This window comes from Nitrosopumilaceae archaeon AB1(1), from assembly GCA_033471095.1.
In the GTDB taxonomy this organism is placed as follows: domain Archaea; phylum Thermoproteota; class Nitrososphaeria; order Nitrososphaerales; family Nitrosopumilaceae; genus Nitrosoabyssus; species Nitrosoabyssus spongiisocia.
In genome coordinates this window covers 430,071-454,621 of the sequence record CP136752.1, presented here as the reverse complement: position 1 = coordinate 454,621, position 24,551 = coordinate 430,071, and the positions used below count along the sequence as shown (strand labels likewise).

The following is a 24,551-nucleotide window of genomic DNA, read 5'->3' as shown; positions in this document are numbered from 1 at the left end:
ATGGTAGCAAAAGGTAGAATTGTGTGGGTAAGTGGACCGGCAGTCAAAGCTGATGGTATGTCTGATGCAAAGATGTATGAAACTGTCTCTGTGGGCGACGCAAAATTAATCGGCGAGGTAATCAAACTAACTGGTGATGTTGCATTTATTCAAGTGTACGAATCTACTAGTGGTCTGAAACCCGGAGAGCCAGTAATAGGAACAGGCAATCCACTCAGCGTACTTTTAGGACCTGGAATTGTAGGACAAATTTATGATGGAATTCAACGACCGCTAAAGGAACTAGCATCAAAATCTGGCTCTTTCATAGGTCGAGGAATCACAACCTCTCCAGTAGACATGACCAAGACATATCATTTCATTCCAACATCAAGTGTTGGTGCAGATGTGAATCCTGGAGATATTATTGGAACAGTACAAGAGACTGAACTTATTGAACACAAAATTATGATACCACCTGATCATATGGGTGGTAAGATTACAAATATTGTACCTGAAGGAGATTACAATCTAGAAACAGAAATTGCCACATGTGAAAAAGATGGAAATAATTCAATAGTAAAGATGTATCATAAATGGCCAGTACGAAAACCACGTCCATATGGTGTTCGTTATGATCCAGTCGTTCCACTAATTACTGGTCAGCGTGTCATTGATACATTTTTCCCACTTGCCAAAGGAGGAACCGGTTCTATTCCAGGAGCATTTGGTACTGGAAAAACTGTAACATTACATCAAATTGCAAAATGGGCAAATTCTCAACTTGTCGTGTATATTGGATGTGGTGAACGTGGAAACGAGATGACAGAAGTGTTGGTAGAATTTCCAGAACTTAAAGATCCAAGAACAGGTAAACCTCTTATGGATAGAACTGTCTTGGTTGCAAATACTAGTAACATGCCCGTAGCTGCGCGTGAGGCTAGCATCTACACTGGTGTCACTATTGCTGAATATTATCGTGATATGGGTTATGATGTTGTACTAGTTGCTGATTCTACAAGTCGTTGGGCAGAGGCCTTGCGTGAAATGAGTGGAAGACTCGAGGAGATGCCAGCTGAGGAAGGTTATCCATCATATCTTGCATCAAGATTAGCAGAATTTTATGAACGAGCTGGACGTATTCGGGCAGTTGGCAGTCCTCAGCGTGATGGCTCTGTTAGTCTTGTAGGAGCTGTATCCCCATCAGGCGGAGACTTTACTGAACCGGTCACTACTCATACCATGAGATTCATCAAAACATTTTGGGCCCTTGATGCCAAACTTGCATACTCTAGACACTATCCTTCAATAAATTGGATGAATAGTTATTCAGGGTATTTAGCAGATGTAGCAAAATGGTGGGGCGAAAACGTAAGTGAAGACTGGCTCTCTGTTCGTTCAGAATTGTATAACATTCTACAACGTGAAGATACATTAAAAGAGATTGTTAGACTATTAGGTCCAGAAGCACTTCCAGATGAAGAAAAACTGATCCTAGAGGTTGCAAGAATGATAAAAATTGGTATACTACAACAAAACTCATTTGACGAGGTAGATACATACTGTAGTCCACAGAAACAGTATAAACTAATGAAATTAATGTTAGAATTTTACAAGAGTGGTCTTCAATCTCTAAAGACTGGTACCTCTCTTGGTGATATTCGTGCAATGTCTGTAATATCTTCATTGTTAAAGGCTAGAATGAGTATCAAAGATGATGAAGTATCTAAACTAGATGAATTACAACAAACCATGACACAACAATTCAAACAAGCAGCGGAGGCAAAAACATCTTGACATCAGGTGGAGTAGAGTATAGCAAGATAGCTGAGATCAAAGGCCCACTTGTAATTGTTGATGATGTACAAAATGCCTCATTCGACGAATTGGTAGAGATTCAGACTAGTGATGGTGAACGCAGACTAGGTAAAGTACTTGAGATTGGGCATGGCAAGGCTATAGTTCAGGTCTTTGAGGGAACAACTGGTCTATCTATCTCTGGGACTAGTGCAAAATTTGTTGGCAGTGTCATGAAGATGCCTGTATCACGTGAATTACTAGGTCGTGTATTCGATGGTCTTGGCAGAGCAAAAGATGATTTACCTGATCCAGTTGCAGATCAATTTGTCGATATTAATGGTGAACCGATGAATCCACAACAACGTGAATATCCCAAGGACTTTATCCAAACCGGTATATCTGTAATTGATGGTATGATTACCCTAGTGCGTGGTCAAAAACTTCCAATCTTTTCTGGCTCTGGAATGTCTCATAATATACTTGCTGCTCAAATTGCACGACAAGCTACAGTAGTAGGTACTGATGAATTTGCAGTCGTATTTGCAGCCATTGGTGTGCAGTTTAGTGAGGCAGAGTATTTCAAAAAGAGTCTTGAAGAGTCTGGTGCTCTGAAGAGAAGTGTACTATTTTTGAATCTAGCAGATGATCCAGCTATTGAGAGAATCATTACACCACGTGTTGCCTTGACAGCAGCTGAATATTTAGCATTTGAGTTGGGAATGCATGTACTAGTAATTCTAACAGATATGACAAACTATGCAGAAGCATTGCGTGAAATTAGTGCTGCACGAGAAGAGGTACCTGGAAGAAAGGGGTATCCTGGATATCTCTATACTGATCTCTCTACAATTTATGAACGTGCAGGAAGACTAGTAGGGAAAAAAGGAAGCGTTACCCAAGTCCCTATACTCTCAATGCCATCTGATGATATCACTCACCCAATTCCAAATCTTACCGGTTACATCACTGAAGGGCAGATTGTGCTTGGCCGTGATCTGTTTAGACAGGGGGTATATCCACCTGTTAACATATTGATGAGTCTGAGCAGACTAATGAAAGACGGTATTGGCGAGGGTAGTACACGAGAGGATCATCAGGAAGTATCCAATCAAAATTATGATGCCTATTCACGAGCACAAGAAGTACGAGCACTTGCAGGAATCGTAGGCAAAGCCGGTCTTACTGACGTTGATCTAAAGTATATGGATGTAGGAGATGTATTTGAGAAGCAATTTCTAACACAAGCAGTAGATGAGAATCGTTCAATCGACGAGACTTTGGCATTATCTTGGAAAGTAGTATCTAACCTGCCAAAAAATGAGCTTACTAAAATTAAAGACAAGTACATTGACAAATACTTTGGTGAATAATATTGTCATTTGGTCAAAACTGAGCTGCGACAAAAATTGAACTATTAAAGTATAAACGTTCAAGTCAAGTTGCAGTTATGGTACAAAAGATTCTAGACGATAAACGTAAAGTATTGTTAAAAAATATTGAAGAGATGATTGATGAGGCATCAAAGGCGCGTGGAGGAATATGGGATCCACTCCAAGACATCTATACTTCTGTAAAAGAGGCATATCTTATTCTTGGTACTACAACTGTAGACTCTACAGCTCAATCTACACAAGCAGTAATGGAGGTAGAATCAAACATGCGTCGTGTAGTAGATGTAAAAATACCAACACTAACTCTAACTGAAAAAAATACAGAATCGATGCCCTACGGTTTTGCAGATACCAACTCGTCTATTGATAGAGCTGCAAAACAAATCAAAACTCTACTTCCAATGATTTGCAAAGCTGCTGAATATGAAAATTCAATATTCAGTTTAGCCAAAGCATTAGAGAAGACACAAAAACTCCTAAACGCACTTGAAAATATTATAATTCCACAATATCAACGACAAATACGCTTCATTTTAGCTACCCTTGAGGAACGTGAGCGTGAAGAATTTGCAAAACTTAAAAAATTGAAAGAAAAAATGGAGCGTAAGCATGAACACCAAGTATGAGATATCAAAGTTGATCGAGGATGCAAAGTCGTCTTTGCAAGATAATTTTAGTCAGTACGAACAATCTCTATCTGATAACTTTGCTGACTTTAAGAAAAAAGTATTTGAAAAGATCGGGTAATTTTTACCCATCTTCATATTAATCACTCTGTGTTTGATTTAATCATATTGTATAGTGAAGACCATTCTGAATCTTCTGTTCTATTCCATTTCTCAAAATTTACTACATCACTTAATTTTAAACGTGGTAACCATCCTGCTTTTTCAAGTTCTGGTTTTTCAGAAAACTCTTCAACAAACCCCAAGCAAAGATAGGCAACTGCTGTTACATGTTGTGGAATGTCTAGTGTATCTTTTAAAATTTGATTATCAAGTATACTGACCCAGCCTAGCCCTAATCCTTCAGCTCTTGCGGCTAACCATAAATTTTGTATGGCACAACAGACACTATAAATTCCAGTTTCAGGAATACTTGATCTTCCAATTACAAATGGTCCAAATCTTGAAGGATCATATGTCACACAAATGTTAATATCTGATTCTAAAATTCCCTCTAATTTCAGTGAAAGATATTTTGATTTTTTCGATTCCTCCTCTACCAACTGTGCTGAGCGTCTCCTCTCTGCATCAAATGATTCTTTGATCTTTTTTCTTGTGTTTGAATCTTTAATCACTATGAAATTCCACGGTTGAGAAAATCCCACAGAAGGAGCATGATGTGCAGCATTTAGAATTTTAGCGATGGTAGCATCTTTGATTTTATCTTTTTTAAATCTAAATCGAACATCACGTCTTAAAAATACTGTCTTGTAGAAAGATTCTTTTTCCTCAGGTGTAAATTCATTACTCATCTTTTCTCTACTATACCTGATTTTATAATATGTTATATACTTTGTAAATTTGTATCTAGTACAAATCTTTCACAAAATATTTTATTTTTCTAAATTTTTATCATCATATTTACTCTGTTACTGTGAAAACTCATCAGAATGATGTCCTCTTATTTTGTATAATAATTATATAATAAATAATGAGATATAAAATCAAAGTATAAAATACAACTAAAACAGATATATATTTTCGTCATGTTGGAAATTGCTAATATACCCTATTGATAAAGAGTATTAGATACTTGGAGGGAAAAGACAGTGATCTAATCAGAATCTATAATCATATATCATAACTGACAAGTATTAAATTCATGAAATGTGTGGAATTTAACAAGTTTTGGGAATAGATTCTGAAATATATTGAATGTATGCACATCTTGGGATGAAAAACTAGTCATGTCTATAAAGCTAATCTACAAAAGTGACTTGTTTTACTATAATACATCACTAATTCTTATCATACTTTAAATATGGATTCTCTAGGCTTTCAAATATAATGAATAAAATTGCTATTTTACTTGCTGTAATGGCATTTTCCTTGACTGGAATTGGCAGTATCGCATATGGACAAGATGATGGTTCTAGTGGCGCCTCTGGTTTGCAACTATTAGGAGCAGGTTTAGCTTTTGGTCTTGCCGCACTTGGTGCAGGTTTAGGTCTTGGCAGTGTAGGTTCTGCAGGTTTAGCTGTAATTAGTGAAAACCCTCAACTTCAATCCAAAGTATTCATCTTTATCGGTATGGTAGAATCAATCGCCATTTATGGTATAGTCATGATGTTTATCATTCTAGGACAATAATTTTTCTTTTTTTTCAATTTAGATATATTTCATATTGTCCATATCTAATATTCTACTACAATAACGGCATTTCAAAATTCGTTTAGATTTTTCTACGACATCCATTACGGGTTTTATCTGTTCTGTACTATTAGTAACACAATCTGGATTTGAACATGCAAATATGTTCTCTATTATATCTGGAATTTCTACTCTATGTTTTTCCACAAGTTTGTAATCTCTAATAATATTGATAGTACATGTTGGAGCAATCACTGCCAACTTGTTTGTCTCATCAGCTTTTAGAAACTGATCTTCAATTTTTATAATATCTTTCTTGCTATGCTTACTACTTGGTACATTCAAAGCTATAGTGATTAGATGACCATTAGAGCCTGTAATATCAAGAGCTGATACAACCTGCAATCCTTTACCTTTAGCCACATGATCAATTACTGTACCCTCCTTTATTCGCCGAACTATAAGATCTGATTCCAGCATGGAATATTGTATATATTATACCATTATATATCATTGAGTATGGTAATTACAAATTTAGTATCCATAAAGGATTTATCAAAAAATGATTTTCAGAAAATATTTTCTGCCACTGAAAAAATACTTGCAATGTCACCAGATCAACGCAGAGAAATAGTACGAGGAAAGACCCTGGGCTATCTATTTTTTGAACCTAGTACTAGAACACGTCTTAGTTTTGAAGCTGCAATGTCACTTTTAGGTGGTACCTCTTTGGGCATTGCTGATATTGACTCTTCATCTGCTCAAAAAGGTGAGAGTCTAGCAGATACCATACGTATGGTATCATTATACTGTGACGTACTAGTTCTTCGACATCCACTTGACGGTTCTAGTAAATTTGCATCCGAGATATCAACAACACCAATAATTAATGCAGGAAGTGGTACTGAGGAACATCCAACACAAGCAATACAAGATCTATTCACTATGCAAAAATTACATAAAAAAATTGATGGGTTAAACATAGGAATCATTGGGGATCTAAAATATGGTAGAACAGTATATTCTCTATTATACGCATTGAGTAATTATAATGTCAATCTTCATCTGATATCCCCTGAATCATTGAAAATTCGCTCAGATTCTATATATGATTTGAATATGTCCTATACTGAATCTACAAGTCTTGAAGAATATGTGGATGATTTAGACGTACTATACGTTACTAGAATACAAAAGGAGAGATTCCCTGATGAAGAAGAGTATCAAAAAGTAAAGGGAAGTTATATCATTGATCTAGAGATGACCAAAAGAATGCAATCTAATGCAACAATTATGCACCCTCTACCAAGAATAGATGAAATATCATTAGATGTGGATTCTAGCCCTCACGCAAAATATTTTTTGCAAGCTGAATATGGTAAATTTACACGGGCTGCATTATTGAGTTTAATCTTGAATGAAAAAATGGTAATCTAATAATTATAATTCCAAGAATAGCAATACCTAGTATGATTATAGCCAGAGGGCCGAATTCTGGAACTACTACTAATCCAAACTCTACACCATTATTCGTTCCTCTGATGTTGTCAACACTAATTCGAATTGGTCCGCTCTGCCCCTCTGCAAATGTGAATTTTTCAAATGAGCCACCCACTATAGCAGAACTAGATTTTTCATAAATGGTTACGTCATTTTGAATAATTTTAAAATCATATGAGGTTTGTCGAAGTGTGTAACCAGTTTGTGGATCTCTGAATGTAAGTATGAATAGTATCTCCTCATTAGGCTCTAAACTCATTGGTGATATTGTGAGATCTACTTGAAATTCTTCGTTCCGTGTGATAGCTGTCAGTGGGAATTGTATCTCCTCATTTCCAGTCAAGGTAAACTCCATGTAACCGGAAAATTTTGATTCCATACCATTCTTTACAACTTGTATATGATCATTTGCTAAAATAAAATGTACTATTCTACAATCCTCTAGTGTAAAATCATCTAAATTAATAGATGATTTAAACAACTCTACACCATTAACCATTCCAGAGTATCCAGGGTGCATAAATTGAGTAAAGTTTTTTGGAAATTGTACTTCAACATGAACGATTGGTATGTGTGATATGGCTCGCTCTTTCCAATTAAATGGCATTCTTATTGTTATGGAATTATCTTCAGGTGAATAACTAATGTCTGTAATTTTATCAAAGTATGATTTTATTGTAAATAATCCATTTGTGGTGTATCCTGCCTTGCTAACATCTAAAGTATGTTTTTTTGTATTGATAATTTTTATATCATTAATTTCAGTGATATTTATTTCAAAATGATATTTGCCGTATCCCAACTCGTCTAATGATATTATATTTTGAGTTTCTTTATTTAGACGTACAATGTCATTACCATTTAAAATCAATGAACCATTAATTTGAAAATTATTTGTAAAAATTTCCATGTCTTGATATATCATATTCATATGAAATAATGCCGATACAGGTATATCGTCTTGATCTATAGAAGTTATAATTCTAGCCGGAACACCAAACTCATCCACAAACACATCTACAGATACCATAACAGATTCCCCATCTAGTGTCTCCGTTGCATAATCCACATCAACTCCATGACCCCAAGCATATGCTTGTGTGAATATGATGACTAGTGCTAGAATGTACAGGCTCTTCATAATTAATTATATATCAAGTCTTTTTATTTGGGTTTTGATCATTTATTATACTTAAATACAAATTATAATTTTCATTGATATAATTCAGCACTATTGACGATTTGGGATTATATTTATACAACAATGAGGTGTAGTTTTATTGCCTGTAGAATCAAAACTTACATGAAATTTATTGACTGTCTTATCTTTTACTAAAATATCTTCCTTTAACAAATCTACCAATTCAAGACATAGATGTCTTTCCGCTGGTATCAAATCAATAAACGTATCCACATGTCTTTTTGGTATTACCATTGAATGTAATTTGATATCTGTATCTATAACATATACAGCTTGAGCCATATTATTTTCTTTTATCGGCTCTGTTATCTTACATAATGTACATTTTACATTTCTATATTTGAGCCTATTATCCCATTTTATAAAATCGGTGTCATCTCGATTCCCTTTTTCTGTATTACATTTGTAGCATAATGCCTGTAGATTATCAATCTTCGTTTTACCACCTCGACTAATTGGGAATATATGATCAACATGAAGTGAGGAATTAAATGTAGATATTCCACAAGCTACACATCTCGTTTTAGACTTTGCGAATACATCATATCTGAGACTTCCACTTACGATTCTATTATCTATATTACGCGCATTAATGATCATAGGATTACCATCAACAAATTCTTGTAGTCTACAATCACAGAGCTCAATCAATCTATTTTTTTCTTTATTGGTAATATGATCATCAAGTAATAGGGTATAGGTTTCTTTTTCATAACTAATTACTTTGTGTCGTTTTAATGTGATGTGTGGCCATCTCTTTGTTATTTTTTTATAATACTCTAATTGTGATTTATCATTATCTAGAAATTTTTTTGCAATGTCTTCTACTGTTGCTTTATTACTGTGTTCTAAAAGGGTCTTTATCATAAGAGGTTGATAAATGTGTGTTAGTTTCATTGTGTTTTTTATAAAATTTTCAAGTGCATTAAAATCCAATATGTTTTATAAATAAGCGTACTGCTTTAATATTTTTTCTGACATATCTTTGATATTGTAAAACTCCAAGCGAATCATATTTTCATGGATTCTTCCATATGCATATAGAATTATTTTTAACATATACTGAGATCTAAATTTGTGACAAAAAACCAAACAAACGTGAATGCTTTGGATTGTACAAAGACAATCATGATAATAGATACAAATATTCTTATGTCCCTATTCCCCAAAAATCATAGATTTTTACATGGTATTGATCCGGGTTCTATCAAACACATAACTTCATCAATATCTAAAGATATGACTCAAAAAGGTGTATTCATAACAGACACAATAAAATTCGAGTTAAAACAAAATTTGAACAAAAAAGATATTCAAATATTTGAAGTTATATGTAAAAATTTTCAAATTCGTACCCTAAAAGATGATAAAAAACATTTGCGAATTGTTAATAAAATATGTGATGATGCATATTGGAAGTCTAAACATAAAACACTTGTAAAAAAGAAAATTAGTAAAACTATCATGGATGCTGAGAATCGAGTTAAAACATCTAAAATAAAGTGTGAATTTTTATTTAAAAAACGGGTAAAACCCAATATCAAATTAGGTAATGAAAAAGAAAATGCAAAGCATGAATATAATTTATCAAAAAAAACACAAAAACATTTGAAAACTCATTTATCTTATGCGTTAATAGGACATAATGATCGTATTATATTATCGACTGCCATCGCTACATCTGATTGTAAGACAATGGTTGAATTTTATACTAGAGATACAGGTTTCTTAGAAGTACAATCAATAATGAGTGAACATTCCATACGTATACGCTGTCCATCCATCAAATATATTCATTAATTATTGGATAGAACTAAAAAATTATTTGACTAGTGTTATATTTAATGAATTATTCAATAAAATTACTTAAATAATTACATAAATTTTATACAACATAATAATCACAATTATAATTGATGTGAATAAAACAATAATAATAGATTTTTAAGTAAAGTGTATAATTTGAAGATCAGTTTTGTTTAAAATATGACTAATGTTAGTATTTGTATGGCAAATCAATATGATGTTGGTGTTATCAATACGTAAATTAATAAATCCAATTCTCATATCTCAAAACATTACAAAAAGAGAGCTTTGATGATTTAATACTGTCCTCATTGTACCTGTTTGTCACCACAAACTCAATAGATTTGTTAATTTTATATTATTGTGGTGACATGATGAATCATGGTAAGTTTGATTAAACGAAAAAATAAAGGACACAATCTCTATTATCTCAAGTATTCATCTAGGAATAATCCTAGACAAAAATATCTAGGTGATAAAATCCCCAAAGACATCGAAACGCAAAAAATGGACTTTGATTTGAAATGTTATAGAGAAGATAAAGTAATTTTGATTGAAAAAATACATAAAAATTATTCTAAATATATCGTAGATGTAGATAAAAAAATTTTAAAAGAGGAAACCCATGCTTTCAAAATAATTCATACTTTTAGTACTCAAAAAATTGAGGGGAGCACTATGACATTCACTCAGACTCGTAAACTCTTAGAGACTGGTTTATCTCCCAAAGATATTCTATTAGAGGATGTTATAGAAGCACAACAGTTTGAAAAATTATTTGATGAAATGTTAAGTCAAGATAATGATATTACTGCACAGTTGATATTGAGATGGCATGATACATTGTTTCAAAAAACCGATACCAATAATGCAGGAGATTTTAGAAGAAACAATGTACAACCGTACTTGGGGAAAACAAAGTATGTTTTATGGCCTGATGTTTCAGAGGAAATGCATGGTTTGATAAAGTGGTATAATAAAGAAAAGAAAATAATGAATTCAGTTGAATTATCAGCAAGATTTCATTTAAGATTTGAATTAATTCATCCATTTATTGATGGAAATGGACGAATTGGAAGGCTATTAATCCTCTTTATTCTAAATAGGAATAATTATCCAATGTTAAATGTTGAACCAAAAGAAAAATACACATACATTAACAAGTTAGAATCTTCATATTTGAAAAAAAACGAGATGATATTTGTAAAATGGTTTATTTCCAAATATCTAAAAGTGAATAAAAAATTTCTAAAATAAATTTTGAGGCAGAGTTGTATTAATACTAAATATTCAGCTAGAGACATTATACAATGAGATTAGGAATCATTTCTAATGATTATCGTCTCTTTATTTTTTCTAAAATCTTGTACACTCTTTGTAAATAAAATGGCACTGCCAAGAATACCTATGGCCATTATTGGAAATGCAATCTCTGAATATCTAATGGTATTATCATCTATTTCAAATGTATCATTTAACTTTTCAATATCTAATGATTCACTTGATGGCAACTCTGTAATCACAATTTTTCCTATCCTGTTTCCTTTTTCTTCAGCAAACCAAACATTTTGTTTGTCATCTGTGATCATAAATTGTACCCATGATTCTTTTGTTGGAATTGCAACTTCTGTCATGACATCATTATATGGATCATACACACCTAGATTATCTGTTATATGTTGAGCAAACCACACATTACGATATTTATCAAATGTCATACCGTTTGCAAGAGCATTATAATCGGTGATTGGTATACGCTGAAATCTCTCCAATGCCACATTGAATCGCACTAGTGAGCCATTGATGTCGTGCTCTGCAATCCAAAAATTCCCATCATTATCTTGTAATATGGCCTCTGGTATACGTAAATCAAAGTCTGGTGTAAACTCTATAATCTCATCTGCCTTTTTATCAATAAATCCAATCTTTCCTACTGATGTACTTGTAAACCAAACTCTATCATTATACTCATCTACTAGTATAGAAAATGGTCCTGATTTTGCAGTAGGAATTGTATATTTTTCAAACTCTTCAGACTCTGTATCGTATCTTAGGATGGTATTTTTATTAATTACAGACACCCAAACATATTTGCCATCAATACCAACAGCAATCGGTACAGATGGCTCTGTTAGGGGTAAGAGTTTGGGAATCTCTATTGTTTGTATCTTGCTTGTATCTATATTCAAAACACCAATTCTACTCATTGGTGGATCTGAAAACCAAACGCTTGTTCCATCAGTTGCTAATAAAATACTAGTTCTTCCATCAAATTCAAACATTTCAAATTCATTTGTACTAGGGGTAAATTTCCACAATCTTGGAGCAGTAGAATCACTCAACCAAAAAGATCCAGCTTTGTCATATACGATATGCTTCGGTCCAGCAGGTAAGGGTAATTCATATTCTATGATCTCAAATTGTAAATCTTGCAGTTGTGGTCTTATCATTAATTTTACATTCATTGCCTCATTTGTCTCTGCTATCCGTTTAGCCTCAATATCTAGATTCCAAAGACCAGAAAATCCAAATATCACACTACTACGATACGTATCCTCATCTAGTTGAATAGTATCTGTAATGATAGGCGATATACCTCTTTGTGGATTTGATATCTTAATTTTAATCTCCTCTAAATCTTCAATCGGGGTACCGTCACGTTCTGTGACAGTAACAGTAATTACATTATTCCCTGGGATAAATGGATAAATTTCATATTTGAATAAAACGTCTCCTGTTAAAATTTTACCATTATACCCATATGATGATTTTACAGTGAAACTTTCAACCTCACCGGCAGGTAATGAACCATTTGTTAATAACGCAACTATGAATAATATTGCAACACCCAAAAATATTTCAATCTTTAATGTTTTTTTCATTCTTTTTACAAGATTATTCTTTAATTTTGGAATGATAAATTGATGATATCCACCAAATGATATAATCATAACACCAATTATGATCTTTGCAATTATTAGTGATCCATATGTTGATCCTACAATTAGTCCTAAATTATCTTCAAGTAGCCATAATAGTATGGGACCGGTAAATATAATCACTGCAATGGATCCTGTAAATAATATGGAAAATCTAGGTATTATCTGCCTGATTAGTTTGTCTATTTGTTCATCTGGTAGTCTTTTGAATACTGGTAGTATGATAAACCCAAAAAACACTAAACCGCCGATCCAAACAGCGGCTATTAGATTATGGATGTAATCCAAAATCATAGCTGATATCTGTTCACTTGCTGCCCCGTGACTAATTAGTGTAGTCGTGGCAATCAGCACTAGCGATGCTCCTAGTATTGGAAAGCAGTGTCTAGTTTTGATTACTTGTTTTCTCTCTATCCAAAACCAAAGCGCAAATAATATCCCTGTAATTATAACACGTACAAGCCATATCATTCCAAAATTAGTTTGTATTGCATTAATTGCAGATGTATCTAGCCGAATTGTCTGCACTGCTAACATGAGTATATCAGAAATTAATACTAGTATTAATCCAAATCCTAAAACCGCAACCATTTTATTTGAAAATATTTTATGTAGTGTATTCTCTTTTTTATCAAATTTTATCATTCTACTAAACGGTACCCAAATCAAAATACTACTAATAATACCACCAAGTATGATAGTCTGTCCAACAAGACCAGGAAATCGAGCACCTGCTTCTGGAAATGATATAACTTCATAATTATTTGATGTGGTTAAAACTTCTTCAGGTATTATTACATTTCCTACGGCAAACACAAATGCGTCATTTACTAAATGTCCATCTATGTTTGAGAGTACTTTACTTGTTACAGTATATACGCCATCTCTTAGTGGAGGAGTAGTGATGATTAGAGCCTTGTCATCTTTGTAATGCATTGAATCTTTATTATCAATCTGATTACCATTACTATCAAAAACTTTTAGTGCACTAAATCCCTCATCAATGGATTCAGAGTATGTAACCGTAATTTGTTTAATCCCACTTGGCACATTAGCCGAATGCGATGGATTCGTATCTTCAGTAAATGGGTGTCCAAACGCAGATGATACTCCTATTATGAGTAGAATAATGAGATAATACATCTTCATTTATGCCAACTATATGACCATCTAATTTATAGTTCCACATATGTTCATGATACCCTTTAAAGCGAATTCCTATTGATGTAAAATCTATAAATCTTTATATCGTTATTTTTGTGATTAATCATGACATTTGTGATATGGATGACTGGTTTACCATGTTCTGGAAAGACTAGTATTGTAAAAAAATTACAAGAGACAATCCCTAATTTCACTATGCTAGATGGTGATGAATTACGTGAGTGGTTTTCACCTAAAGATTTTTCCAAACAAGGTCGTGATGAGCACAATCGTAAAGTGGGACACTTGGCAAAATTATTATTAAAACATAATGTCCCTACTGCCGTATCTCTAGTAAGTCCATACATTGTGAATCGTCAGGATGCCAAAAAAATTATTGATTCAGATAAATTTCAAGAAATCTATATACACTGTTCACTTGAAAAATGTGAAGAACGTGATGTAAAAGGTATGTACAAAAAAGCAAGAAGTGGTGAAATTAAAAATTTCACTGGCATCGATAATCCATACGAGGCCCCATCTAATCCAGATCTTGAAATAGATACTGAAAAACTGACACTAGATGAAAGTGCCAATGCCATAAAACAACATTTAGCATCTAAAAATCTTTTATGATTATGTAGTTAGTTCTGGCTTTAGTGTCCATGCAACTAGTAATATTACAAATGGTACAGTTATTACTCCAATGATTGGTAGTATTGCAAATATACGTTCGCTCTCTATTGCGGAATTTCCAATAATCCATGGTAAAGGTAGTGTTACTGTAAACCATATGCTAGATAAAAGTATAATCAACTCTATTCTATTACGTCTCTTTGACTTCATTGAAATTAGTAACATCCAGCTGTATTAATTTCATAGGTAGATAATACTATGAGATGGAATCGGACAGAGTAATTGATTTATCTTTATAATAATATGTGCCTGCCTTGATCCATTCTGCACCTGAAATTATCCATATATCGAAATTGGCATCTGTCAAATCACCGGCCTCGTTTAGATTTGCATTACCAATTATACCATCATAGCCTTGTGCAACCTGAATTATATTATCTTTGATTACATCTGCATCAGAACTCTGTGTATGTAACATTGTAAGACCTACCAACCAAACAGCATCAAAAGCTCCATAGGCGAAGGCAGTTGGAGACCTGCCAAGTGTATTAATTATATGATTTTCAACCATTGTATACTTTTCACCTTCTGTGGGGGAGATTTGTACAGTTGTAAACTGTACATCGTTAGAAAATTTCAATGCAATATCGTCTTGAATTAATCTATACTCTTTTGCACTTGCATCGGCACCATACCAAGTTACATCACTCAATATATCATGCGCAGAGGCAGATTGCATAAATTGTAAGATTTCGGCAAAACCTAAGAATAAGACACCAACATTCTCTGCACCATACTTGTCAACATTTTTTTGAACCCTATCGGCTAACAAAGAAACAGATATGGAAAACTCTGGAGTTTCAGGATTGTATCGTATTCCTTCATCATCAACAATACCACCCAACTCTTCATAGGCAGCTTTGGTAGTTTTACTCAATCCATCACCCCACGTATCACCTCTCCATACTATAATTATCACATCAACATACTTGTCAAGCAGTGAACCGAGCACAACACCTTGTTTTCTGTCATCTGCAACCATGCGAAATATACTATCATCAGGTATTGCCAAAGAGGGCGCAGTAGAGGATGAACTAATCATTATCATGCCATTAGAGTCAGCATATCCTTTAGAATTTTGTAAATTTGCACTAGTATCTGGACCAATTGAAACTTCAATTCCTTTTGAACGTAGAGCAGTAAGTTTCTCTAAAGCTATAACAGGATTTGTTGCTGAATCCTCTGAAATTAATTTGAGATTCCACAAAGCTCCCATTTCTTCAAGATATTTATTAAATGTGGATACACCAAGCTTTACACTCTCTTTATTCTCCTCACCTATGGAGGAAAAATCACCTGTCAATGCGGTTATGGAACCAATTGTAATTATTCCAGACAATTCTTTAGACTGAGATGTTGAAGAAGTGAAAGTCTCTGTACTAGTTTTTGTAGATACGGTTTCAGGCATCGAGGTAGAATTCTCTGTATCTGGAGATTCAGTAATTAGACCAAATCCTACACCTATGACAACTAGTATGATTGCTATACCTATGCCGATCTTTTGCTTAGAATTCAATTAATTATACTAGAAACCAGCGCTTAAAAAATCTCTTTATATATCGATATATATGATACATGAAAATCTCTTTATTTCCAACTCGAGTAATTTTGAGATTAGACACGGATATACCTGAGCGCTTGAGTTATTAATAAAATCCCTATGCGATAATAATGTGGAATCTCAATTAATTAAAAATAATCCTCAAGTATCAATTATCATTCCTACATATAATGAGTCATTAAACATTCTAAACATATTGGGATCCATCAAAAACATATTGCCAAAAAATATACTAGTTGAAGCTTTGGTGGTTGATGACAATTCACCAGATGGAACTGGACAAATAGTTGAAAAGTACATCAAAGATACACCAAAGACCAATTTTAGTATTGGAGTGTTACATCGTACAGCAAAAATTGGACTCGGTTCTGCAATTATGTCTGGAATTAAACATGCAAGAGGAAATATGTTGGTAATTATGGATGGTGATTTCTCGCATCCACCAGAAATAATTCCTAAAATGATTGATGCGCTGAAAAATTTTGATCTAGTCATAGCATCACGATATATCAAAGGAGGCAAAGTTATTGATTGGCCAATGAAACGTCGTCTAATAAGTAAATTGGGTACAAAAATTGCCAATATTAGTCTTGGAATTCAAACCAAAGATCCCATGTCTGGATTTTTCGCATTTAAAAAACCGATAATAAATGGTTTGAAAATTGATGCTATTGGTTACAAATTATTACTTGAGATACTTGTAAAGTTAAAAGATGTACGAATACAAGAAATTCCATATACATTTCAAAATAGAACAGATGGTTCTAGTAAAATGGATGCATCAACAGTCATTGATTATATGTATTCCATCTGGCGTTTGTACCTGCATAACCGTTCAATTACTGATGAACCACGAAAATCTATTCACTTTGTATCCAAGGTCGGACGATTTTTCACAGTTGGTGCATCAGGTTTACTGTTAAATCTTGTCATATCTACACTATTTGTATCTGGAATTACAGAATTTTGGTACATACACGCAAATCTCGTAGGAATATTCTTTTCAATGACTACGAATTTCTTCTTAAACAAAGTCTGGACATTTAGAGATAGAGATTTTTCACCGCGTCTTGTATTATCTCAATATCTTAAATTTCTATCACTAAGCTCAGTTGGAGCACTTGTACAAATTAGTTTGGTGTATTATCTTGTGGATGTAGTAGACTTTACATACTCTTATGCACTTATTTTAGCTGTACTTACAGCAGCAATGAGCAATTTCATATTAAATAAAAAACTCACATTTAACGAAAAAATTTGGAGTTAATTTGTATCCATCTTGTCTATATTTGAAATAAATACAGAAACCGGTCCTATTGTATCGCCGTGAGGATCAATCACTATATCTAATGTATCATTATTGGACAAATCAAATCTTTTTTCTCCTCTATACTCCCACTTGTAATAATTCTCAATATCTGTAGGAATCTGCACTAGAGTAAATGTCTCTGTAAAGGCAATATCTTCTCCGTTGATATCTATTGTCATCTGCTTTGGACTGCCACCACTTAGAACAAAATATAGTGTGTATCTGCCTGCAACAGCTTTAAAAGATTCTTCAAAGATATCATCTGTGTATAATGTAGGATCTGCTAATCTGGCATGAAATACGGTTCCCTCACGCTCTGGTGACTCTATATTATTTACTACAAATATCCCTATAATCCCTAAAATTGCTAAAGATACAAGAATTATTTTGCCTTTCATGTCTATATTTATACCTGTATTGTATATTCAGCTTAATGAAATTTTACATAACGTTAATGAAATTTTACACAGTTGATTAAAGACACAAATTTTTACGTCTTACCATGACTCAATTTCAGGATAAATGGGTAAAAACATCATCATCTAGTGTAGGTGAGACTATTGTCAACAAGCTAAAGTCACAACCACCATTAAAGCCACAACTTGAGAAAGGTGTCAAGCGTGTTCATGCCCAAGTATCCAAATTAGATAATATGTTAAATAATTTAAAAACACGTGATAAACAAATATTTCAAGATATTATAGATGCAACTCAACACCATGACACAAACAAGAGTCATGTGCTTGCAAATGAATTAGCCGAGGTTCGTAAAGTATCTAAAATTTTAACTAGCGCACGAATGTCACTTGAACAGATAGAATTACGTCTAATAACTGCACATGATCTTGGAGATACCGTAGTTACAATCATGCCAACCGTAGGATTAATGAAAAATCTCCAGTCTTCCATGTCAAAATTCATGCCTGGCGCAGACAAGGAGATTGCTGAGATGGCCGACACTCTGAGTGGTTTAATGTTTGATACGTTTTCAGGTGACACTCAATTTGGTGTTAATGCTAGCACAACTGCTGAATCTGAAAGTATCTTACAAGAGGCCACTGCTGTTGCAGAATCACAATTGGATAATAAATTACCATCAATGCCAGATGCCAATGCATCTGATTATCAGGCAAAGTATGAATAATGTGTTGTATCTTCTCTATCATTGTCCAAAACTAGAATAAAAGCTGTTAAACATTACAAATGAAATGAATGTCAGACTATTTGAGCTCTTTACTTCTATAGAAGGTGAAGGACTTTTTTGTGGTACAAAAACCCTCTTTGTTCGTCTAGCCGGATGTCCATTTACTTGTTTTTACTGTGATACTTTGGATGCACTACCATTAGATTCAGGAAATGAATATTCTATTGAACAGGCACAACATATGATTGATGATTCATTACAATCTGAAACATTTAAAGTAAATTTCACAGGTGGTGATCCACTGGTTCAACATAAGGCTGTTGCAATACTTGCAAAATACGTTCAATCTAAAAATATTAAAACATATTTAGAATCATCATGTTTTGATTCAGAGAAATTTGCACATATTTTACCATTCATTGATTATTCCAAGATAGAATTTAAGACTATAGATTCTGAATTTGTAAAACATGATAATGGTGTCATGATAAATACTGCGCTAAAATGTCTAGAGTTGTCTCTTGCAAGTAAAGCTACCACTTTTATCAAAATTGTAGTTAGTGCGCACACTAGAAAAGAGACAATTAAAGATTTAACTGTCAAGATATTTTCCTTAGATACTGAAAAACTTGTTGGCATCTTTATACAACCTACATTTGGTATTGAAGAACCATCCTTGGAATCACTTGTAGAATTTTATGATATTATTCACCCTTTTTTTTCACAGGTACGTATAATTCCACAATTACACAAATTCATGCATGCCCCATAACTGTAGAATATTTTCTAGTCCTCATAGTGCTTGAATATTGAGAATATGTCTACAGTTCTCAAATTAGTAGTTTCATATAGTTAATCATGGAATTTTCATGATATTTTTTGTTGTATCAATAAATTTAATGGCTTTTTCAATCATATTTTTTATCCGAGTCTCAGATACTGCACCAGTATCATCATATTGAAACTCTGATCTTCGCTCTCTACCTTGATTAAAAGCCTCGATTACTTTGTGATATATTTTTGTTCATAAATACTTGAAAAAGACACTACTGCTACATGGTGTTCAATACCTTTTGGTCTATATCCTTTAGAAAACATTAATGCTCTTCCTACATGAAGTATGGCATTATGTGCAGCAGAATGAGCACATCCCCATTCCTTAATCCTCAACATGTTTTTTGATTATTCAAGGTTATTTTGTGCATTTTTTATTTCATTTTGAATCTGTTCTTTATCAGATTGGAATTTTTCAATTAACCCTTTACTTTGCAAATCGCTTAAATTCATTCTCCTCTCCAATTAACATTATTACAGATGTATGTAATATCTCTCTAATTAATGGAATATTTTTCTTGATTTTTTCTTTCAATTCTTTTTCAGTCCAAAGAATAAAATTAATTTCACGATTTATGTTTCTCTCGATATTTGAAATAATTCTTAGCACATGATCTTCTAATACATCACCAATTATGAGAAGATCAATATCACTTGTTTCTTTCTCTATTCCTTTTGCAAATGATCCATAAATTAATGAATACTTTATTTCTTCTTTTACCAGCTTTTCGGATAATATTTCACTAAATGTTTCATATTTTAAAAATATTCTTTTCATTTCATCAAAAATTATGCTGTTTTTATTTATTTTATAAAATAACATATTATCTTGATGACGTTTTGAGACAAGACCAATTTTTACAAGATTTGTAAGCTCATTTGATACTGCAGAAGAAAGATGTATTCTGCGTGCAATATCATTTTGATGAAATTCTTTTGTTGAATCTAAAAAGAATAATTTTAATATCAGAATTTGGCTTTTACGGAATAGTAAATCAAGAAAACTTTTTTTTGAATAATTTTCTTTACATTTGTGGATTTCTTGTCTAGTATTTTTTTTTGAACAGATTTGAGTGAAGTGGTGTGTTCTGGTTTAACTACCTCTTCAATGTTTTTATTAATTACAATTAAACCAATTCCAAGATTTTGACATGTTTGTTTTATGATCTTTGTAAATGAATTTTTGTGGATTGCAAGATAGGAATAGTTTGCAGCATCTTTGTAATGTAACGCCTGTGAGATTCCTTTCCCTACATCTCCTCTTGAACCTTTTACTTCAACTAGAGCAATTTTGTTATTTTTTATCATTACAGAATCAGCAATTCTGCCTCTAACCTTAATCTCTTTTTTGATGGCCCATCCATTTTTTGTATAATGTTTGTGTATCAAATCTACTTCAGTGTTCATAAAACTCATATTTTCTATTACTTTACAGTTGTTAACTAAATAAAAATACTACTTTGTGTATTACTCACATGTGAATACAAAAAGACAAAATCAGATGACCGACTGAGATAATCAAGAAGCAGAGGGTAGGAACAAGCAAACAAAATCATTACGTCTAAAAAGACCAAATACTCATCTTGCTAATCATGATTTCATTCTTTTGTCCCTAACGATTTTGTGTGAATTTACTATGCTTCTTAATCGTATATGATTCCTGATATCATCTATTAGTTCAAATAACCGTTATTCAACACTATTCATAATTGAATACAGATAAGGTCGAAGGATTAATTCGTGAATTACTAATTGAAATTGGGGAGGATCCAACTAGAGAAGGATTACGTGATACACCAAAACGTATAGCACGCATGTATGGAGAGATCTTTGCTGGATATGATAAAGATTCTGAATTATCTATACAATTCTCCGAGGATTCAGGTACTGTACTTGCCAAAGACATTCAATTCTACTCTATGTGTGAACATCATATGTTACCTTTCTTTGGCAAAGTCCATATCGCATACAATCCACGTGGCACCGTGTTTGGAATCTCCAAACTAGTACGCCTAGTTGAGAAATATGCTCATAGATTACAAATTCAAGAACGATTAACACGAAATATTGCCGATGAATTATGCTCTCTTGGTATTATTGATGTTGCTGTTATCTCAGATGCTGATCATCTTTGTATGAAAATGAGGGGAGTCAAAAATGATGCAAGAATGACTATGAGTACATTTAGAGGAATATATGAAAATAAAATTGATCGCGAAATAATATTATCATTAATTAGACAGGGTTCTAGTCATTCTATGACTTCATTGGAAAATAAAAATTAAATATAACTGAATTTACATTTTAATATTGCCATCACACAATAACGTACACATTCCAAGTGAATCATTTCCGTCATGGATATGGCAGGCAATAGAATTTGGAATATTACTTGCAGCATCGATGTTAATCTCTAGTGCAATTATGGATACTATAACAACTCTGGAACCAGATGTGGAGAATTGGGTATATTTTGGTATGGTTGTAACATTCTTTATTGTTTGGTATGGACTAATACGTGGAATAGTCTTTAAAAAACCAATTTTACACAACAGCTAGTGTGCATACTTGGTTTTATCTACCAACTTTATCTTTGCAAACGCTTTTTTTCTATTTTGACATGATTCACAATTTCCACAATGTATGGTCTTGTTTGCATAACAACTCCATGAATTAAATATCTCATCTTTTAAAATTGCATATCCTTTTTTTAACAACTGACTCTTTGTAAATCCTGCAACGTATGGACTCCAAATTTCTATCTCTTCTCTTAATCCTGATTTTATTCCATCTATCTCACCTAGATTAATGGCATCTTGCATTTTTTTTGTGAACCGTGGTCTGCAATCAGGATACGTTACATCATTCTTGTGTGCACCGTATGCTACCATTTTAGCATTAATACTAAATGCCCATGCTGATGCTATGGATAGAAATATTGCATTTCTTATTGGTACTACAATAGAATAATCAAAAAAAGATGGTATGTTTGATTTAGAATTTGTCAATACATTAGAATTCCCATACAATGATTTCATAAATTGAATATCTGATATTACATGTTTTACTAGTAGTTTCTTTGCCATTCGTTTTGCAACTAGCACCTCACGATTTGCTCGTTGACCATATGTGAATGTAATACCGTATAGATCATATCTTTTTTTGAGTAACGCTGCCATACAGATAGAGTCTACACCGCCACTAAACACGATTACCGCCTTTTTCATTGGATTCTAGCACCAATAGATGGTTTACAGATTATATCATGACTAGTTCCCACTGATGCCATACCATTCTTTATTGCACTGCTAATCCCCTCCAAGTCATCTGCCTCTGTCGCAAATGCAATAACTGCCGGACCTGCACCACTTATTGTAAATCCTAATGCACCTGCTTTCATAGCATTCTTTTTTGAAGCATCAAATCCAGGAATCATGTGTTTTCTTGCTGGCTCTACAATGATATCTTTAACAGAATCTCCAATTAATTTACAGTCTTTTTTTGCAAAACCTGCTACCATTGATGTTGCCTTTGCTAAATTTTCTATTGAATCTGCAAATTTAACATTGTTTGGAATTACATCTCTAGACACTTGGGTTTTCTTTTCTGGTGTGTCTATTTTTGGTATTACAATACATAATCTAAGATCTTTTGGCGGCTCTATCATGATAGTTTTTAACGGTGTAGTATTTTGTACTATTACAAATCCACCTAGTACTGACGCAGCTACATTATCATAATGAATTGTTCCTGCACTTGCTTGTTCTCCAACACCAGCACATTCTATTAATTTATTACTATCAAGTTTTAGATTGAACAATTTATCAAATGCTACTGCCGTAGCTGCAGCAGATGCGGCGCTACTCCCCATTCCATATCCGGCAGGAACTCCTTTTTCTATTTCAATTTCCACATGATTTGATATCTCAAACTTCTCTTTCATGTATTGTATTACCAATCCAGCTGTATTCTTTTCTAAATCAAGTGGTATAGAATCATTCGATTTTATACTACTCACTTTTGCCTCAGATAGAGTAATTTTATCGTAAAATGCGTCTAGTGCTAATCCAAACACATCGAATCCTGGACCTAAATTTGCCGTACTAGATGGTGCATGTACAGTAACGCTCAATCCTCAATCTCCTCTCCCATGTCTAATATTCTACTCAACATACTTTGCACAGTTACCATTCCTTCACTTGTAGCATTAGATACGGGTAGTAATCCTTGTGCAAAACCACCCTGATTCATACTACGAAGTATATTTGAGACTAGAGCAAATGTCTCTCCATCAGTAGTGATACTTAATTCATTTTCCAAGGCAGACATACTAGTTGACCATTTTAAAATATCCTTTAATTTTGTACCAATTATATCAGTTTTTGTCATTACATTTAATGTAGGCAAACCAAGTCTCAGTTTAATTGATGTTGCTAGTAGGGCAATTGATACAAAGTTTACCGGTGTTGTAACTAGTACTCCATCATATATGAATACAGAAACTACTTCTTGATCTATTAGACTTTGAGCTATAAATGATCCACTAGTCCTATAAGCGAACAACTCAATCTGTCCGGGAGTATCTATTATTAAATAATCTGGGTTTACATCAAACACTTCTTTTTTAATATCCTCAATCTTGGATGCAATCAAGTCACTGGCCATGATTAATGATCCGTTTGGACCTAAATCATATTGCTTCATAATTTGTATTAAATCCACATAATCTCGAACATCAACATCACATGTGTATGGTGTAGATTCCACTCCTGGATTTAAATTTAGTATAACTGCAAAGGTACCATTCTTGGTATAGTATTCGTGTAATCTAGATGTGAATAGTGATTTTCCTGCACCGGCAGTTCCTGTCACAAATATTGATTTCAATTCATTTTAACTATCTAGACATTTCATTTATACTCTGCTCAAGGTA

The 24,551-nt window shown here is 33.2% G+C and carries 28 protein-coding genes; 13 read left to right on the top strand and 15 right to left on the bottom strand.

The window, feature by feature from the left end; all coding sequences use genetic code 11:
* From R1F52_02715 to R1F52_02700, 4 genes are read left to right on the top strand one after another with little or no spacing between them, the layout of a single operon-like run.
* On the top strand, positions 1 to 1,776 hold the full coding sequence (locus R1F52_02715) for a V-type ATP synthase subunit A (protein ID WOV93555.1): 1,776 nt from the start codon (positions 1 to 3) through the stop codon (positions 1,774 to 1,776).
* Positions 1,770 to 3,149, top strand: coding sequence for a V-type ATP synthase subunit B (locus R1F52_02710; protein WOV93927.1), 1,380 nt, complete (start codon positions 1,770 to 1,772; stop codon positions 3,147 to 3,149). Before R1F52_02715 ends, R1F52_02710 begins: the two co-directional genes overlap by 7 nt.
* Positions 3,150 to 3,184: 35 nt before the next feature.
* Entirely contained in the window at positions 3,185 to 3,796 is a 612-nt protein-coding gene (locus R1F52_02705) for a V-type ATP synthase subunit D (GenBank protein ID WOV93926.1), read from the top strand.
* Positions 3,780 to 3,917, top strand: a complete 138-nt coding sequence (locus R1F52_02700; protein WOV93554.1) for a hypothetical protein — start codon at positions 3,780 to 3,782, stop codon at positions 3,915 to 3,917. Before R1F52_02705 ends, R1F52_02700 begins: the two co-directional genes overlap by 17 nt.
* 22 nt (positions 3,918 to 3,939) lie before the next feature.
* Here the strand turns inward: R1F52_02700 and bluB are convergent, their stop codons facing one another.
* On the bottom strand, positions 3,940 to 4,647 hold the full coding sequence (gene bluB, locus R1F52_02695) for a 5,6-dimethylbenzimidazole synthase (GenBank protein ID WOV93553.1): 708 nt from the start codon (positions 4,645 to 4,647) through the stop codon (positions 3,940 to 3,942).
* Between the two features lie 535 nt (positions 4,648 to 5,182).
* Between bluB and R1F52_02690 the strand changes: the two genes are divergently transcribed.
* Complete coding sequence (locus R1F52_02690) at positions 5,183 to 5,485, top strand: ATP synthase subunit C (protein WOV93552.1); 303 nt, start codon at positions 5,183 to 5,185, stop codon at positions 5,483 to 5,485.
* 18 nt (positions 5,486 to 5,503) lie between these two features.
* Here the strand turns inward: R1F52_02690 and pyrI are convergent, their stop codons facing one another.
* Entirely contained in the window at positions 5,504 to 5,965 is a 462-nt protein-coding gene (pyrI, locus tag R1F52_02685) for an aspartate carbamoyltransferase regulatory subunit (protein ID WOV93551.1), read from the bottom strand.
* A 39-nt stretch (positions 5,966 to 6,004) separates the two neighbouring features.
* Between pyrI and pyrB the strand changes: the two genes are divergently transcribed.
* Entirely contained in the window at positions 6,005 to 6,922 is a 918-nt protein-coding gene (gene pyrB, locus R1F52_02680; protein ID WOV93550.1) for an aspartate carbamoyltransferase, read from the top strand.
* Here the strand turns inward: pyrB and R1F52_02675 are convergent.
* Together R1F52_02675 and R1F52_02670 are read right to left on the bottom strand one after the other, a co-directional pair.
* A complete protein-coding gene (locus tag R1F52_02675) occupies positions 6,870 to 8,126 on the bottom strand; it encodes a PEFG-CTERM sorting domain-containing protein (protein WOV93549.1) in 1,257 nt (418 codons plus the stop codon). The genes pyrB and R1F52_02675 overlap by 53 nt on opposite strands.
* Positions 8,127 to 8,216: 90 nt before the next feature.
* Positions 8,217 to 9,083, bottom strand: a complete 867-nt coding sequence (locus tag R1F52_02670) for an HNH endonuclease (protein WOV93548.1) — start codon at positions 9,081 to 9,083, stop codon at positions 8,217 to 8,219.
* Between the two features lie 180 nt (positions 9,084 to 9,263).
* On the opposite strand from R1F52_02670, the gene R1F52_02665 reads away from it, so the two are divergent.
* Together R1F52_02665 and R1F52_02660 are read left to right on the top strand one after the other, a co-directional pair.
* A complete protein-coding gene (locus R1F52_02665; protein ID WOV93547.1) occupies positions 9,264 to 9,986 on the top strand; it encodes a hypothetical protein in 723 nt (240 codons plus the stop codon).
* 387 nt (positions 9,987 to 10,373) lie between these two features.
* A complete protein-coding gene (locus R1F52_02660; protein WOV93546.1) occupies positions 10,374 to 11,249 on the top strand; it encodes a Fic family protein in 876 nt (291 codons plus the stop codon).
* 59 nt (positions 11,250 to 11,308) lie between these two features.
* Here the strand turns inward: R1F52_02660 and R1F52_02655 are convergent, their stop codons facing one another.
* Positions 11,309 to 14,080 carry a CopD family protein gene (locus R1F52_02655; protein WOV93545.1) on the bottom strand — a complete coding sequence of 924 codons (2,772 nt, stop codon included), beginning with the start codon at positions 14,078 to 14,080 and terminating at the stop codon, positions 11,309 to 11,311.
* Positions 14,081 to 14,200: 120 nt separating this feature from the next.
* Here R1F52_02655 and cysC point away from each other — a divergent pair, with 120 nt between their 5' ends.
* Positions 14,201 to 14,710, top strand: coding sequence for an adenylyl-sulfate kinase (gene cysC / locus R1F52_02650; protein WOV93544.1), 510 nt, complete (start codon positions 14,201 to 14,203; stop codon positions 14,708 to 14,710).
* Here the strand turns inward: cysC and R1F52_02645 are convergent, their stop codons facing one another.
* Together R1F52_02645 and R1F52_02640 are read right to left on the bottom strand one after the other, a co-directional pair.
* Complete coding sequence (locus R1F52_02645) at positions 14,711 to 14,920, bottom strand: hypothetical protein (protein WOV93543.1); 210 nt, start codon at positions 14,918 to 14,920, stop codon at positions 14,711 to 14,713.
* Positions 14,921 to 14,966: 46 nt separating this feature from the next.
* Positions 14,967 to 16,286 carry an ABC transporter substrate-binding protein gene (locus tag R1F52_02640; GenBank protein ID WOV93542.1) on the bottom strand — a complete coding sequence of 440 codons (1,320 nt, stop codon included), beginning with the start codon at positions 16,284 to 16,286 and terminating at the stop codon, positions 14,967 to 14,969.
* 157 nt (positions 16,287 to 16,443) lie between these two features.
* Between R1F52_02640 and R1F52_02635 the strand changes: the two genes are divergently transcribed.
* Positions 16,444 to 17,598: a glycosyltransferase family 2 protein gene (locus R1F52_02635; protein ID WOV93541.1), complete on the top strand. Its 1,155-nt coding sequence runs from the start codon at positions 16,444 to 16,446 to the stop codon at positions 17,596 to 17,598.
* Here the strand turns inward: R1F52_02635 and R1F52_02630 are convergent.
* The gene (locus R1F52_02630) at positions 17,595 to 18,038 is read right to left on the bottom strand and encodes a hypothetical protein (protein WOV93540.1); all 444 of its coding nucleotides are present in this window, start codon (positions 18,036 to 18,038) and stop codon (positions 17,595 to 17,597) included. The two genes, R1F52_02635 and R1F52_02630, sit on opposite strands and share 4 nt — an antisense overlap.
* Positions 18,039 to 18,142: 104 nt before the next feature.
* On the opposite strand from R1F52_02630, the gene R1F52_02625 reads away from it, so the two are divergent.
* Both R1F52_02625 and R1F52_02620 read left to right on the top strand, forming a co-directional pair.
* Entirely contained in the window at positions 18,143 to 18,784 is a 642-nt protein-coding gene (locus R1F52_02625) for a Snf7 family protein (protein WOV93539.1), read from the top strand.
* 64 nt (positions 18,785 to 18,848) lie between these two features.
* Positions 18,849 to 19,556 (top strand): 7-carboxy-7-deazaguanine synthase QueE, encoded by a 708-nt coding sequence (locus R1F52_02620; protein ID WOV93538.1) that lies wholly within the window; start codon positions 18,849 to 18,851, stop codon positions 19,554 to 19,556.
* A gap of 230 nt (positions 19,557 to 19,786) precedes the next feature.
* Here the strand turns inward: R1F52_02620 and R1F52_02615 are convergent, their stop codons facing one another.
* From R1F52_02615 to R1F52_02605, 3 genes are all read right to left on the bottom strand, one after another.
* Complete coding sequence (locus R1F52_02615; GenBank protein ID WOV93537.1) at positions 19,787 to 19,957, bottom strand: hypothetical protein; 171 nt, start codon at positions 19,955 to 19,957, stop codon at positions 19,787 to 19,789.
* A gap of 88 nt (positions 19,958 to 20,045) precedes the next feature.
* Positions 20,046 to 20,396 carry a nucleotidyltransferase domain-containing protein gene (locus tag R1F52_02610; GenBank protein ID WOV93536.1) on the bottom strand — a complete coding sequence of 117 codons (351 nt, stop codon included), beginning with the start codon at positions 20,394 to 20,396 and terminating at the stop codon, positions 20,046 to 20,048.
* Between the two features lie 188 nt (positions 20,397 to 20,584).
* Positions 20,585 to 21,025 carry a hypothetical protein gene (locus tag R1F52_02605; protein ID WOV93535.1) on the bottom strand — a complete coding sequence of 147 codons (441 nt, stop codon included), beginning with the start codon at positions 21,023 to 21,025 and terminating at the stop codon, positions 20,585 to 20,587.
* A gap of 302 nt (positions 21,026 to 21,327) precedes the next feature.
* Between R1F52_02605 and folE the strand changes: the two genes are divergently transcribed.
* Positions 21,328 to 21,903, top strand: a complete 576-nt coding sequence (gene folE, locus R1F52_02600; protein ID WOV93534.1) for a GTP cyclohydrolase I FolE — start codon at positions 21,328 to 21,330, stop codon at positions 21,901 to 21,903.
* Positions 21,904 to 21,915: 12 nt separating this feature from the next.
* Here the strand turns inward: folE and R1F52_02595 are convergent, their stop codons facing one another.
* From R1F52_02595 to R1F52_02580, 4 genes are read right to left on the bottom strand one after another with little or no spacing between them, the layout of a single operon-like run.
* Positions 21,916 to 22,170 carry a hypothetical protein gene (locus tag R1F52_02595; GenBank protein WOV93533.1) on the bottom strand — a complete coding sequence of 85 codons (255 nt, stop codon included), beginning with the start codon at positions 22,168 to 22,170 and terminating at the stop codon, positions 21,916 to 21,918.
* A gap of 3 nt (positions 22,171 to 22,173) precedes the next feature.
* On the bottom strand, positions 22,174 to 22,845 hold the full coding sequence (locus tag R1F52_02590) for a 7-cyano-7-deazaguanine synthase (GenBank protein WOV93532.1): 672 nt from the start codon (positions 22,843 to 22,845) through the stop codon (positions 22,174 to 22,176).
* Complete coding sequence (locus tag R1F52_02585; protein WOV93531.1) at positions 22,842 to 23,750, bottom strand: homoserine kinase; 909 nt, start codon at positions 23,748 to 23,750, stop codon at positions 22,842 to 22,844. Before R1F52_02585 ends, R1F52_02590 begins: the two co-directional genes overlap by 4 nt.
* A complete protein-coding gene (locus R1F52_02580; protein ID WOV93530.1) occupies positions 23,747 to 24,505 on the bottom strand; it encodes an ATP/GTP-binding protein in 759 nt (252 codons plus the stop codon). Before R1F52_02580 ends, R1F52_02585 begins: the two co-directional genes overlap by 4 nt.
* Positions 24,506 to 24,551: the final 46 nt, after the last annotated feature.